The following is a 13,982-nucleotide window of genomic DNA, read 5'->3' on the forward strand; positions in this document are numbered from 1 at the left end:
AGAATTGTTTTATTGGTTGTGAAAAACAATTAATTAAGGGAGCGGTAAATCTATTTGCTTAAACTACTACGGTATACTGACGGTGCTATTCCAACATGCTTTTTAAAAAAGGTACTGAAAGAAGAAGGACTGTTAAAACCCAACTCCTCTGATAAACGATTTATAGTAATTTGGTCGTCATCAAGCCTATTTTTTGCTTCCATGATAAGGGTTTCTTCAAGAATTTTCTTTACTGGTTTACCTGTAGTCTGCTTGACCACCTTGTTCAGATGCCCGGCCGTAACATATAAAACACCTGCGTAAAACTGTACGCTATGCTGCTCTTTAAAATGAATCGCTAGAATATTTAAAAACTTAATAGCAAGGTTTTCATTTCTTGTGAAATTCAAGTGGTACTCACTCGCAAAATGCCCATAAATACAACGGAGTTCATATAAAAAGAGATTAAAACTAATACGCTGTAGCTCTGTAGCCGCTTGCCGAATTGCGGAATCTTTGTTCACTTGATATATTAACTTGTAGATTAGGGAGACTACTAAAGAACTTTTAAGATCTAAACTAACCTTTCTAACACTTTTACCACTAAGAAAATAAAAAGCATCAAGGAGGGCTTGTTTAGTACAATTTTCTATGGCAAAGCGAGTGCTAAATGAAAGATAGAAAAGTTGTAACTGAGGATCCGTACCTAAAATGGCTAAAGAAGCTCCTTTCGAAAGCACTACTAAATCATTTTCGAATAACTCAAAAAAAACGTCACGAAACGAAAGCCTTAGACTTCCTGATTTTATAAGCAGTACAGCAGTATTGTTTATAAAGAAAGCTTCATGCTTCTCTTTCGTAAGAATACAATCTTTTAGAATTTGAACGTCTAAGCCTTTAACAGGAAGCTCATTTAAATCGATATGTAGTAAAGTCGTTAACATAAGCTCACTCATTTAAAAAAATCAAGATTTATAGTAAACTAAAGTCCTACTAATGGTTCTTATCTGATTTTTCGATAACAATCAAGAAAAAAAAATACAGATTAGACAGTGTTGTAGCAAACATCAAATAACCCATGGATTGAGTACTCACATTTTTCCTGCGACCATTAATCCAATAGCCAACTATTTCATCATAGCTTAATAAAGCTATAATGAAATAGAGACTAGTGAGGTTAAAAATGACCAACAATAAAAAAAAGTAAATGCGTAGTTTCATCAGTATAAAGATCATTTTTTGTTATAAAAAGATTCTTCTGTTATAGGTAAAAACGCAGATGAACGATTACTGAAATTAGGGAAGCCTGAAAAGGACCAAATTTTGACGGTACTTTCTTGTTTCCCACAGAAATTTCCCAATCTCGATCCTTATGCCCTCCTTCGGCATCAAGTGCGTATCTGGTTACTGAGGTAATCCCTAAAATCGTTTCCAGCTCTTGGACTGTTAGATTGGTAGAGTCCAATATACCAGCTTCATATGCTACAATGAAATCATACAATAAGCTGTACTCTGCTTCTTTATTTTGAATGAGAGAGACAAAGAAACTTAATAAACTACTTTTTGCCGTCTCGCTTAATGTGGCCGTTGCAAGTGTTGAAGTAAGCGTGTTTTCTAGATTACTCACGCTGACAGTAATACCGTCTTCCGTTATCAAAATGTTACTTTTACCAAAGACATCGTTTACCTTCAACTTTGCTCCCACATAATTTACCTGAGCAGTCAAATCATGAATAGTTTTAGAATTTCCATGAATCTGATAGTAGTCTGTAAGCCATTTACCATATCTTTTTCCAACTTCATCATAAGGATTAGCATCATTGGCGGGGCCCAATTGTTTCACTGTGCTAGCTTGAGTAGAAACATCATTACCATTTACGGCTGTTATTCCATATTCTTCCGACGAGCAGGAAATCATTACCAAAATAACAAACAAACCTAAAAATAAATTTTTCATAATTACTAGTTATAAAATGTGACTGAGAATAATTTCTCCGTTCATTTACCCGGGTAAGCAGAACCTTTATTTAGCACGATGCTAAACTTTTTGCTTTTGAATTCGTTACAAATCTATGTGCTCAAAAAATGCCTTACAACACTTTAGTAGTGGATATTCACGAATTCAAGTATGGATTTTCACGAAATCCACACTACTTTTCTCATAATAAAACTCTATTTTTCAGGAGATTATAGTATTTTTGAAATATGCTTTATTGAGAATATTCCAGTATTTACATCTTAAAACAAAAAAAGAATATTTCGCAGCTGTCCCTGAACTTAATTGATGCACTTATGAAGAAATTTTTTATTTTAGTGTTAATTGGTCCCATGTGGATGCAATCTCAGAATACCTCTTTTATAATTCCAGATTCCATCCAAAATAGAGATTTCCGTTATTTGGAAAATAGAATTGATCATTTTAACAATGACAGCGCTAGAGCTGCCGTATACCTGTTTACTTACATCCAAAAAGCGAAAAGGGAACGCAACTGGGAGGAACTAAAAAACGGCTATCAAAACATAATGCACCAGTCCCCAGCATCATTGCGTTCTGTTTACGCTGACAGCATGGTTTATGCCGCAAAAAAGACCAAAGACAATGCAACTATAGGTAGTGCGTTTTTATCCAAAGGAATTGTTTCTTTTGCGGACAAAAAACACAAAGAAGCGCTAGATGATTATCTGATTGCTAACGAGTATATAAGCAAAACTGACGACCACTATCTTATTCATAAAGTGAAATACAACATTGCACAATTAAAAAGCAGTATGGGGTTTTATGACGAAGCCATCGTTTTACTGAGGGAATGTGTAAAATATTACAAAAAGAATGACGACAGACCTTATCTCAATTCACTTCATTCTTTAGGACTTTCTTATAATAAGATAGGAAATTACGGCAAGTGTTCGCAAACTAACGAGGAAGGAATCAAAGAAAGCGCCAAACGTGCTCTTCCTCAAATGGGAGTCTATTTCAGGCATTCTGAAGGTGTCAACCAATACTTTATAAAAAATTATCAACAGGCTATTGATAATCTAAAGAGTACTATGCTTGAAATACAAAGTAACAACGATTTTGCTAATGAGTCTGTTGGAAACTTTTACATTGGCAAAAGTTATTGGGAACTTAAGAAAAAACCTAAGGCTATCCCCTATTTTAATAAAGTGGACAAGATTTTTAATAGCACTCAATTTATACGTAAGGATTTGTTAGAGACCTATGTATTATTAATCAACCACTATAAAACAAAAAAAGAGGATAAACTACACCTGTACTATATAGACCAACTTCTTAAAGCAGAAGGCGCCTTACGTGAAACCAATAATTATCTTGTCTCTAAAATTAATAAGGAATATGACAATAAAACAATTTTGTTTGAAAACCAAAAACTAAAGAAAATAGCAGATGTACAGCAATCTAAAAAATTAATTTTTATAGTCCTTGGCACTTTCATATTCTTAGCTCTACTTTTCGTAAGCTATCGCAACTTTAAAATTAAAAGTATGTACAAAAAAAAATACGACGCATTGATGAGTAAAGATCTACAGCCGAAAAAAGAATACAGTAAAACGTTACACGCTGGTATCGAAGACATGAATTCCTTTGCAGTTAGCGAATTAGTAACCCAACTTGCTAAATGGGAAAAGGCAAATAAATTCCTACAGAAAGACATCACCTTAGCAAAGTTAGCAGCTACTTTTAATTCCAATACAAAATACCTTTCTCTTGTTATCTACCATTACCGAAAGAAAAATTTCATACCCTATATAAATGATCTTAAAATAGATTATATGGTCGAGGCACTTAAAAATAGTAAACAGCTGCAGCAATATACAAATACAGCATTGGCTGAGGAAAGTGGGTTTAGTTCCACCCAACGATTTGCGACTGCATTTAAAACCAGAACGGGAATGCCTACCCCCTATTTTATTGAAGAACTTAAAAAAGAAGAAGCGAAAGTAGTAAAATAAAGAAGAAACTGCTCCAATTCTATTGCGTAAGTAGTTAAGCTAAAGACTAAATTACTATTTTTACGTCTTAACTTAATAAAAACCTATCATGAAAGATCTTATTCAAAAAATCAATGCTGAGTTTGAAACCTTTAAAACAGAATCTCAATCTCTCGTTGAGAAAGGGGTTAAAGCAGCAGGACCGAGAGCTCGTAAAGCAACATTGGAGCTTGAGAAACAATTAAAAGAGTTTAGAAAAGTTTCTGTGGAACAATCTAAAAAGTAATATTATTTGTCTAGTCCTAAATAAACGATACAGATTATTAGGCTAAAAATAATTAATTAAACACTTGCAAAAACGTTTGCAGGCACTGTCTCATAAAGTGTGTAAGTTTTAAAATCTCAGGTTATTAGTTGACCTGAGATTTTTTTATTTATTAAATTTAACTTTTATACACTTATGAAACCAGAAGACATTTTAAACGAAGATTTTTTAAAGCAATTTAGAAACGGTCCAGAACTCACTAATTTTTTAGAACAACTTCACAAACGTGGTATTGAAAAAATTCTTGAAGGTGAGTTAGATGCTCATTTAGACTATGAAAAGCATCAAAAAAGCAAGGCCAATAACTTAAGAAATGGCTATACAAAAAAGAAACTAAAAACCACTTTAGGTGAAACAGAGATACAAGTTCCACGTGATCGTGATAGCTCTTTTAGCCCCATGATTGTTAAGAAAAGAGAAAGTGCAACAGATGGTGTTGAAAATGTTATTATTTCACTGTACGCTAAATGGTTGATTAACAGTGATATTGAAAAACAGATAAGAGAACTCTACGATTTTAATATCTCTACATCCACTATTTCAAGAATCACAGATCGCATTACCGATGATATAATAGCTTGGAAAAACAGACCCCTGGAAGGCACTTATCTCATTGTTTGGATGGATGGAATCGTTTTTAAAGTTAGAGAGAATTCCAAAGTAGTAAACAAAACCATTTACATCGCAGTTGGTCTAAGAACGGATGGTAAAAAAGAAGTTCTTGGTTTATGGTTAGGAAAAAATGAATCTTCTGCATTCTGGATGAGTGTTTTAACGGATATAAAAGCCAGAGGAACAGAAGACATATTAATTACAGCAACCGATAATTTAAACGGTTTTACAGACACTATAAAAACCATTTTCCCAAACTCAGTGACTCAAATATGTGTAGTACATCAAATTAGAAACTCCTGTCGATATGTAGTTTGGAAAGATAAAAAAGAATTTAGCAGGGATATGAAACAAATCTATACGGCACCTACTAAAGAAGCGGCAAAAGCAGCCTTAAAAGACTTTAAAATTAAATGGGACTCAAAGTACTCTTATGCTATCAGAAGTTGGGAAAACAATTGGGATGAACTCACTGTGTTCTTCGACTTTCCTATCGAGATTAGAACTATTATTTACACAACAAATTTAATAGAAAACCTCAATGGAAAGATTAGAAAATACACCAAAAACAAGCTGTCGTTTCCAACAGATGAAGCTGTTATGAAATCCGTGTTTTTAGCTCTAAATGAAAGCACTAAAAAATGGACAATGCCAATTAGAAATTGGGGAGTTATACTCAATCAATTTTTAGCTATATTTGAAAACAGGATTAAACTATAAAAAATTTAACCCTGAAATTTTAAACTTACACAGATTTTAGGATAGTGTCAAAATAACCCTAAAAACACAATACTTCCTAGAGCAAAATCATATAAATCCGTCATTGTAAAAGAAGCAAAGGACTTCCTGTAACTAAAGTATTTTAATCGTTTTGTTGAAAAAGCGTCTACCAGCTTTTTATTGTGCTTGTCTTCTCTACCATTTTGTAAAGAAATAACGGCCCAAATTGCCGCTGGAATCCAACCAATAACAGTAATTTGTAAGATCAAACAAATTATAGATGTCAGTATTCTTCCTCTCAGAAAAAAGGAAACAAAGGGAAAGAAAATGGCAATTAATGTCATACTTATAATTTTAGAATTATTCTTTAAATAGAATGCTATATTACATCTAAGTCATTATAAAAGTGTACAAAATCACTGTTAATGATAGTATTTCGATACCTATTTCCAAGAAAGAACCTTTAGTAAAATCCGGTAACTTACTATTTAAAGTTAACAATTAGTCTATAAACGCTTTCAATAGTTACAGCTAGTTGTTGCATTACCCGCGATTTAATAGTACTTTAACATTTAGTCCGGTAGTTATGATACGACTAATCTAATTACCAATCTTCATACAAAAAACTTCCAATCTCTTTTGCTATTGAATGTTTTAACTTAGCCATATATTCTAGAATAATGTCTGGCAAAATCGCTTCTATTTCATTTATTCTTAAATTATGGTTAACGAGTTTCTCCCCATTTTCAAATTTATCGGTCACAATTAGAGAAATAGATTGCTTTGTGCTTGAATCAATAGCAGATAGACCATTTTTGTTAAAATGTAAATCTTCTAAAGTTAGAATTAAAGCATTTGGCAAATCTTTTGATTCTTTGATTTCTTTATTGCCAGTAATAGGAATAAATACCCAAAGAGATTTACCTAGGTTTTGCATTATCCCCGTTGTATAGGGTCTTGCTGAACAAATTAGAATTTTTTTATTCCCATCATCTAAAATGAATAAACCATTTAATAAATGCTCAGATTGCTGTAAAAGAATTTTATGCTGATTTTCTTTTTCGTGAATTGTTGTAACTTCAAGAAACAAGGAATTAATCATATTTAGATTGTGCTTCAGGGCATTTATAAGTGTAACCCCCATAAGAACTCCTGCTTCTCTATGTGCGAACCTATTTCTCCATTCTTTGGCATCTAACCACTGTTGATGTAAATGTTTAGAACAATATTTTTCCAGACGATTAAGTTTAGAATGTAAACTTTCAAATCCTTCTTTCTTTTTAAGCCCTACAACTTCAAGTTTTAGTGTAACGCTTGCTTCAAATATTCGAGTCGATTTTGAAAATGCTTCATCCAGTAAAGCATAATGAAAATAACTATAAAACAGAAGTCTTTCAACAAGTTTATAATCATCCACAATTTCTTCTGGTACTAAACAATGGAATTTTCCTTTCAACACAAATTTCTCGATAAAATCTGTTTCCGACTTCACATCAAAACTTTTCCAAATATTATCAGGTTGAAGATAATTCATCTTTTGTATTATATTACCATCCGTTTGTATAAAATATCTAAACGAACTATGTTTTTATTAATTTAAAAAGTAAATATATAGGACTTAAACTACTTCCAGCTCATTTCAACACAGCTTTCATTGTTTGTGCTGCGCACGCAACGAAACGCTAGCTGTTAGTGGCCGTTTTTCTTGGCGGTCAGTTAGTTTTTTTTATTAGAATTCCTTTGTCCACACTTTCGTTTATTAAATTCTCAGCATAATTCCAAATTGCAGACGAACCGTTTTTAATTGCTTTTTTCTTATCATAAACTTTTTGATACGGCACATTAAATTCCGTCCAAGTTCCACCATTATTTGAAGTATTTTGCAATAGTGGTTCAAATCTATCCATTGATTTTGCAAATTTTGCTTCGTCCGTACTACCTTCTTCAAATTCTTCCCAAATAGATGTGAGTTCTTCGGCTTGTTCTGATGGTAAAAGTCCAAATATTCGCTTTGCCGCAATAAGTTCTTCTTCTGTATTTGTATGACTTTTTGTAGAATCGTAAATAAAAGTGTCACCAGCATCAATTTCCACGATATCGTGGATTAAAACCATTTTCAAAACTTTAAGTACATCTATCGGTTTGTCCGAATGTTCTGCCAATACAATTGTCATCATTGCTAAATGCCAACTATGTTCTGCATCATTTTCGTGTCTATCGCTGTTAAATAGTTTAGTTTTGCGTTGAATGTATTTCAACTTGTCTATCTCTTTTATGAAGCTTACTTGTTTTAATAAATTGTCTGTCTGCATATTTATATAATTATTGAGAGAGTTTTACTGTCCTTGTAATGTCGTTTAAAATTGCCACTAAAGTCAATTCGTCTAAAAAACTTAAAACGATCTTTATTTTATTAATTAGGAAGTAAATATACAGAAATTAAACTGCCTCTAGTTTCCGTTCAACGCAGGCTTAATTGTTGCCTTTTCAACACAGCTCTCATTGTTAGGCGCTGCTTTTTTTAACTTAAAATATCTTCTCTGCTCTTTAAATTTATTCCTTCCACGTTATTATGTTTTTTATATATTAACTCTTCTTTTTGTAAGTTTTCAAGTGAATTATATTTTACAATTAATTTTTTAAATTTAGGAAAAGCTAGTGAATTATAAAATGTTAGAAATAATTCCGGCGTGGTCATTTGTGCTTGTACAAAATTTGCATATTGATAAAATTCGTTCTCAACTTTCGTCTTTTCATCTGCTTGTATTAATTGAGCTTTTTTTTCTTCTTCTGATTTGTCTATAAACAGTAAAATATGGTATATATGTCTAAAATAATGACCATAAACGTGTGAGAATTTATTAAAAAACTTAACGTAAATAAATTTGATAAGCTCCAAATCATTTAGTTTTTGAGCATTATCCCAATCTTGGTTATTAATATTATAATATTTTAAAGTATAAGCTAATTTTCTACTTTTAAACAAACTATTTTCTTCCCATTCACTTTCAGGAGCATGTAAATGTTCATCATATTCATCCCATTCTTTAAAATTTTCAAAAGGAAATTTAAGAGCTTGTTCTATTCTTTTGAGCTCAAACTTTGAGCGCATAAAAAATGTACGTCCATTAGTTTCATAATATGAATATGAGTTATATGATTTTAGATTAACAATAGTTGTTGAAATCTCATTAGCAATTTGTTGTTGTGTTTTTATTAGATTAAAAAAAGTTGTTTGAAAATTTTGGTCTTTAAATTCTTGTCTTGTGTCTGACAATTCTTTTCTCTGAAGATTTAGTTCTTTTTGTTGAAGAATTATTGAGTAAATTATAACAGCAAGTGCTAAACCCGAAAATAATGAATTAATAAAACCAAACTTATCTCCGAAGTTTGATCTTTGTTCAATTGGGACAAGTATGTCAATAAATATCCAACTCCAAACCCATATTAATGATATTGATAGCAATAAAATAATAAATTTTAAATTGCCATTTTCTTCTTTCATTCTTTCATTTTTTTAAAGTTGCGCCTAACGTCAGTCTGTGAAAAGACCTCCGTTGTATTACCACCAAATATAACAAAATACTTGCGTAAAAAGAGGATTATTCTTATTTATAAGATTACAACACATAACTGGAATTTCCCGCCTACAAATGCGCTTTTAAAGTTTAGAAGACATAAACCCTAATTTTCGGCTTCGCCTTTTGGATAGGAACCGCAAAAACAGCGAGTGGTTCCAAAACATTTTTAAAATAAAAAAAATCCATTTGTGGGTAAGGTTAGCTCTGTCTCAAAAATAGAAAAGATGGCCTCATTACTTTTGATTGCCTAACAAAAAGGTTAAAAGAAAACCTACAAGCTACTAATTCCCCTATATTAGCGCAAACCAATTAGCAGGTCTTAGACAATACCAACTAAACGAAAAAAAACCTCTCAACATTCTTGATTGACTTGCTTTTAAGTTTTTTTTACCTAGTTTGCTACATGTTTAGCGGTGTACTAAATCAAAAGTTAAGTTTCCTTTAAAAATAATTTTAAGTTTCTTTTTTTCCATATATTTGCCATATATATTTATATATATAAAACTTCAATGTTATGGCTAAATTAACAAAAATTCCTCTTGAAATTCAACCTCAAGAAGATACTATACGAATTAAAGGAGGCGATTTAACTCTGGAAGCTACTGTCGTTAGTGGCAAAGATGGAGATCATTTTATATCTATTATTCCTTCTTTAATGATTAGTGGATATGGTTCTACAGAACAAGAAGCAATTAATTCTTTAGATGAAAATGTTGAAACTTTTTGTGAAGATTTTATGAAATTGGGAGCAGAACAAAGAAAATTAGAATTAGTTAAACTTGGATTTTCACAAGTTCCTTATCATAGAAAGAATTTTTCTAAATTATTTGTTGACGAAAATGGATTGTTACAAGGATTAGAAAATGTTACCATTAGAAAAAATAAGCAATATAAAGTAGCTTGCTAATTTTTATAAATGGGAAATAATAGACCAGTAAAAACGAAAGATTGGGTTTCGTTTCTAAAAGCACACAACTGTAAATATCTTCGAACAAAAGCCTCACACGATCATTATAAATGTCCAAATTGTATTCGGACAATAACTCATCGTGAAAAAGATAAAGATATTCCAGCGTTGCATTTAAGAACTAATCTTTTTAGTATGGGATTAGCTATTGATTATTTATATAAATGGATAGAGGAAAATTGTTAGACATTTAAGCGAAATCAATCAAAATAACTGTCCTTTTTCATTTTTTCGGCGTATTACCGCTAACGTCAGTCTGTAAAAAAACGTAGCTATATTCTTTCAAATATAACGCTTAATATAAAACAAAAGCAAGAAAAGTTGTACATTTAATAATGTAACACATCACTGAAATACCGCGTACTCAGAGTGTAATTTTGAATTTAGAAGATACTCTTATACCACATAATCAAGTTCGTTTTGTATATGCTTTTTCGGATCATTTATCTTGTTCAATTAATTAAGGAAATCACGAAAAAAACTGCTCTTATAAAACTGCAAAAAAAAGAGGCGTACTAGCCTCTTAACATTCTTAAATTTACTTTATGATAACTCCATAGTATTGATGGTATGTAATTGGTTGTCCCGAAAAATCGGGACAGGCGGTTCAACCGTAGCTTTATTGTTGGCTTTTCAAGCCCAACGACCCCTTAGCTGCTAGCTGTAGACTTTTTATTTATTTTGTAATTCGTAGTCTTCGAATGATGAATAATTTTTCAAAACTCCTTTACTTTTATTCACTTTTGCTAAAATAGTTCTATCTATATTTTTTTGTAAATATGAAGTTAATTCTAAAAAACGTGTTTGTGGAATATGAAAAAAGCCACCTGATTTAAAGTCTTTTTTCACTTTACCATAAAAACTTGCGTAGTTAAATTCTTGTCCTTTAGGTTTTAGTTCAAAATTTTTAAATTCGGAATATCTATCAGCTAAATATTTTGAATAATTATACATAATAATATTTTGTCCGATTGAGCCTTCAGGATATTTTTGGATGACCTTTTTTTTCTGCATTTGGTTTTTCACAGTCAAATTCACCACATTATTGTTTCCCAAAATAGGATTGTGAAATGTACTATTTGATATTTCAATATTTGATTTATTCGCCTTATCCTCTAATAAATATTCATTTTTTAAATTCGATTTTTTTATTAGAACTTCATCTTCTGTAATTGCTTTTTCACCAATTAATGAATGACAATTGGGACAAACAGAAATTAAATTTTCTAATATTGTATTTGCTGAATTCTCATCAATATGATGAAATTGAATTCTCCCTGCATCTGAAAAGTCACAAAAGGCACATTTGTTTTTTGATTCTTGTAGAAGCCTAACTTTTTGTCTATAGGTTGGGTTTTTTCGTTTTTCTGTCATATTTCTTTTACTCGTATTTTTTTCGTAGTGAATTTTACTAAATTCAGCACATTCGCTATAATGTCTATAATTGAAATTTTTGAATTTATCATTTCTTAAATCATCCCATTCGCCACTTATACTGGCTGTATTTTGAGAATGTCTAAATCCGATTGAGTCAAATAAGTTAACTTCTGGACAAAAATTTTCATAAACCTTGTATTGTTTTCCATTTATATATGAAGGTATTTCTCCTGCCAAATTAATAGATTTTTCATCAAAATCGGATTTTAATAAATCATTTTTTTGCAGTATTTCTACGATACTTTTATTTTCGCCACCTTTCAATTCATTTAAAAAATATAGAGTATAAGCTCTTCTCGTGCAATATTCCAAAATAGGGCATCTTGCAGGAAGTTTTTTGTTTTCACTTATTTCAAAATATTCTCTTTCGTTCATTTTTTTTTAAGGTTACAGCTAACCGCGAGTTCATTGTTGGCTTTTCAAGCCCAACGAACCCTTATCTGTTGGCAGAAGTTTTTTTTAATTCTTGTGTGATTTTTTTACTATAATTAGGTTCTATAGAGTTTATAAAATGTAACCAACCAAATATTCTATCACGAGTTTTGTCTATTTCATTAATGATTAAACCTTTAATTTCTTGATGTTTTAATTGATGTTTTTTGATTTTTAATTTCCGCATAATATGTTCTTCATACCCATATTTTCCAATGTAATAAGCTTCTAATCTTAATTCTCTCTTTATTTTTTTTGGAATTCTCGGATAATTATGGTCAAATACAGAAAGTCCTGTAACATATTGTTTTTGACCTCTTTTCATTAGTTTAGTTTTGGAATTGTTAATTTCAAAACCATATTTAGTAATGATTTTAGTAATTAATTCGAGGCTCATTTGAGTTGAATCACTTGAAAAATATAAATCATCTGCGTAACGAGTATAATTAATTGTTTCATCAATATTTTTAAAGATTTCTAAATCCATTTCTATTGCAACAATATTAGCAAGAATTGGACTTGTGCTAAAACCTTGTACTAAATATCCATTTACGCAAGCGATATTTGAAATCCACTCAGAAACTTGAATGTTTATGCCCAATTTAGTAAGTGATTCAATAATTTGTTTTTGGGTGATTGTTTCAAAAAAATCTTTAATGTCTAGTGTAAGAATTTGTTTTTTTGCTAAATGCACAAAAGCATTTGTTTTAATGTTTTTTTTTAATACAAAACCTTGTACACAACCTAATGGTTTATAAATATTAGATAGTCCAGTATTTAATGTTTTTTGACAATGTTCTAATTCGTGATTTAAAGAATTATGTATAGTTCTATAACCTAAAGTTGGATTTCTTTTCTCAATATAAAATCTTTCAATTGCTATTGTGTTTTCAAGTATTTCAAAATCAACATTTTTATTTTTTTTATTATCAATTATAACATATTCTCTTAAATTGACAGAATCTAAAAAAGATTCTCTGCATCTTAAAAAATATAAAAATTCCTTTTTTGTTTCTATTTGAAGTAAATCCATTTCTAATATAATAAGTGGGCGTTAGGGTAAGGTAGATAGTAATTTATTCTAATAATCGGATACGAACTCATATCCATAATTTTACCCTAACTACCCACTATATTCTCTTTTTAAATTGATTATATTGATTTTTTTATCTTCTGTTTTTTTTCTTCCTAAAAAAACATTTTTATGCAAGATATTAATAACTCCGATTCTTGGTGAAATTAAATTGAAGTTTTTTTCCATTCGGTCATCTTTTTTATCACTTTTTAAAATACTATAAAGAATGTAATTTAGGTAATCGATTATTGATAGGTTAATTAATTCTTTACCTGTAATATGATATTCAAGGTCAAATGTCTCGTCAAAAGATTCAAAAATATCTTTCACAATGTTTTTGAAAGATTTCTTTGCAATCTCAATATCCTCAAAATAAAAGATGTTTTTGTCATTTTTATTACTTTGTATTCGGTCTTTTATTAGTTTCTTTAAAAATATTTCAAATATTTCAAAATCATCTTTTTCAGCTTTTAAATTTTTAAAATATTCAGAATTTTTATTAACGACAACAAAATATGCTCTAAAGTTAAAATAATGTAAACGCTTGTAATAGTGTTTTCTAACGTCAGGATGATTGTCTGTTGCGTGAAAACCTTGCTGTTTAATTGTCTCAATATCTTCTATGAAATAATCATCATTTAAAATTTCATCCGTTATTTCATTAATTGACTCTAATAAGGTTTCGGGAGAATCTGTTTTAACACAGCCGTGAATAAAAATAGTTGAGTTATTGTTGATATGCCCAGCTTCATCAATATAAAAATAGTTTGTTTTTTTCATCACTTACTTTCAATTTTCCCTCGGTTTTCCCAAAATTTCTGCCAACTAGTTTTTAACATCAAGAAGTACCCTTTTTTTAAGTTTTTACCATAACTCGTCCTATATGCCTTGTTGTATGTTGTA

Annotated in this window: 13 protein-coding genes; 4 read left to right on the forward strand and 9 right to left on the reverse strand. The window is 30.5% G+C overall.

The genetic code is table 11. The features are described 5' to 3' along the window. Positions 1-50: 50 nt before the first annotated feature. Both BLV35_RS17490 and BLV35_RS17495 read right to left on the reverse strand, forming a co-directional pair. Positions 51-923, reverse strand: coding sequence for a helix-turn-helix domain-containing protein (locus tag BLV35_RS17490; protein WP_245712099.1), 873 nt, complete (start codon positions 921-923; stop codon positions 51-53). 317 nt (positions 924-1,240) lie between these two features. Next, positions 1,241-1,936, reverse strand: a complete 696-nt coding sequence (locus BLV35_RS17495; RefSeq protein ID WP_091093264.1) for a hypothetical protein — start codon at positions 1,934-1,936, stop codon at positions 1,241-1,243. Positions 1,937-2,271: 335 nt separating this feature from the next. Here BLV35_RS17495 and BLV35_RS17500 point away from each other — a divergent pair, with 335 nt between their 5' ends. The 3 genes from BLV35_RS17500 to BLV35_RS17510 all read left to right on the forward strand — a co-directional run bounded on the left by BLV35_RS17500 (position 2,272) and on the right by BLV35_RS17510 (position 5,587). Beyond that, positions 2,272-3,951: an AraC family transcriptional regulator gene (locus tag BLV35_RS17500; RefSeq protein ID WP_091093266.1), complete on the forward strand. Its 1,680-nt coding sequence runs from the start codon at positions 2,272-2,274 to the stop codon at positions 3,949-3,951. 88 nt (positions 3,952-4,039) lie between these two features. Next, positions 4,040-4,216 carry a histone H1 gene (locus tag BLV35_RS17505; protein ID WP_091093269.1) on the forward strand — a complete coding sequence of 59 codons (177 nt, stop codon included), beginning with the start codon at positions 4,040-4,042 and terminating at the stop codon, positions 4,214-4,216. Positions 4,217-4,390: 174 nt separating this feature from the next. Further along, on the forward strand, positions 4,391-5,587 hold the full coding sequence (locus tag BLV35_RS17510) for an IS256 family transposase (RefSeq protein WP_091093271.1): 1,197 nt from the start codon (positions 4,391-4,393) through the stop codon (positions 5,585-5,587). A gap of 47 nt (positions 5,588-5,634) precedes the next feature. On the opposite strand, the gene BLV35_RS19795 is transcribed toward BLV35_RS17510, so the two are convergent. The 4 genes from BLV35_RS19795 to BLV35_RS17530 all read right to left on the reverse strand — a co-directional run bounded on the left by BLV35_RS19795 (position 5,635) and on the right by BLV35_RS17530 (position 9,092). After that, positions 5,635-5,931, reverse strand: coding sequence for a YqaE/Pmp3 family membrane protein (locus tag BLV35_RS19795; RefSeq protein WP_143031882.1), 297 nt, complete (start codon positions 5,929-5,931; stop codon positions 5,635-5,637). A 260-nt stretch (positions 5,932-6,191) separates the two neighbouring features. Beyond that, the gene (locus tag BLV35_RS17520; protein ID WP_091093274.1) at positions 6,192-7,121 is read right to left on the reverse strand and encodes a hypothetical protein; all 930 of its coding nucleotides are present in this window, start codon (positions 7,119-7,121) and stop codon (positions 6,192-6,194) included. Between the two features lie 178 nt (positions 7,122-7,299). Next, entirely contained in the window at positions 7,300-7,899 is a 600-nt protein-coding gene (locus tag BLV35_RS17525) for an HD domain-containing protein (RefSeq protein ID WP_091093277.1), read from the reverse strand. Positions 7,900-8,108: 209 nt separating this feature from the next. Beyond that, a complete protein-coding gene (locus tag BLV35_RS17530; RefSeq protein ID WP_091093279.1) occupies positions 8,109-9,092 on the reverse strand; it encodes a putative phage abortive infection protein in 984 nt (327 codons plus the stop codon). A gap of 590 nt (positions 9,093-9,682) precedes the next feature. Here BLV35_RS17530 and BLV35_RS17535 point away from each other — a divergent pair. Next, the gene (locus tag BLV35_RS17535; protein ID WP_074722218.1) at positions 9,683-10,075 is read left to right on the forward strand and encodes a hypothetical protein; all 393 of its coding nucleotides are present in this window, start codon (positions 9,683-9,685) and stop codon (positions 10,073-10,075) included. Positions 10,076-10,807: 732 nt separating this feature from the next. Here the strand turns inward: BLV35_RS17535 and BLV35_RS17545 are convergent. From BLV35_RS17545 to BLV35_RS17555, 3 genes are all read right to left on the reverse strand, one after another. Next, positions 10,808-11,947, reverse strand: a complete 1,140-nt coding sequence (locus BLV35_RS17545; RefSeq protein ID WP_091093282.1) for an HNH endonuclease signature motif containing protein — start codon at positions 11,945-11,947, stop codon at positions 10,808-10,810. Positions 11,948-12,008: 61 nt separating this feature from the next. Beyond that, positions 12,009-13,037, reverse strand: coding sequence for a reverse transcriptase family protein (locus tag BLV35_RS17550; protein ID WP_091093285.1), 1,029 nt, complete (start codon positions 13,035-13,037; stop codon positions 12,009-12,011). Positions 13,038-13,127: 90 nt separating this feature from the next. After that, positions 13,128-13,859: a DUF3800 domain-containing protein gene (locus BLV35_RS17555; RefSeq protein WP_091093287.1), complete on the reverse strand. Its 732-nt coding sequence runs from the start codon at positions 13,857-13,859 to the stop codon at positions 13,128-13,130. Positions 13,860-13,982 lie beyond the last annotated feature (123 nt).

Source organism: Flavobacterium gillisiae (assembly GCF_900107635.1).
Classification (GTDB): Bacteria; Bacteroidota; Bacteroidia; order Flavobacteriales; family Flavobacteriaceae; genus Flavobacterium; species Flavobacterium gillisiae.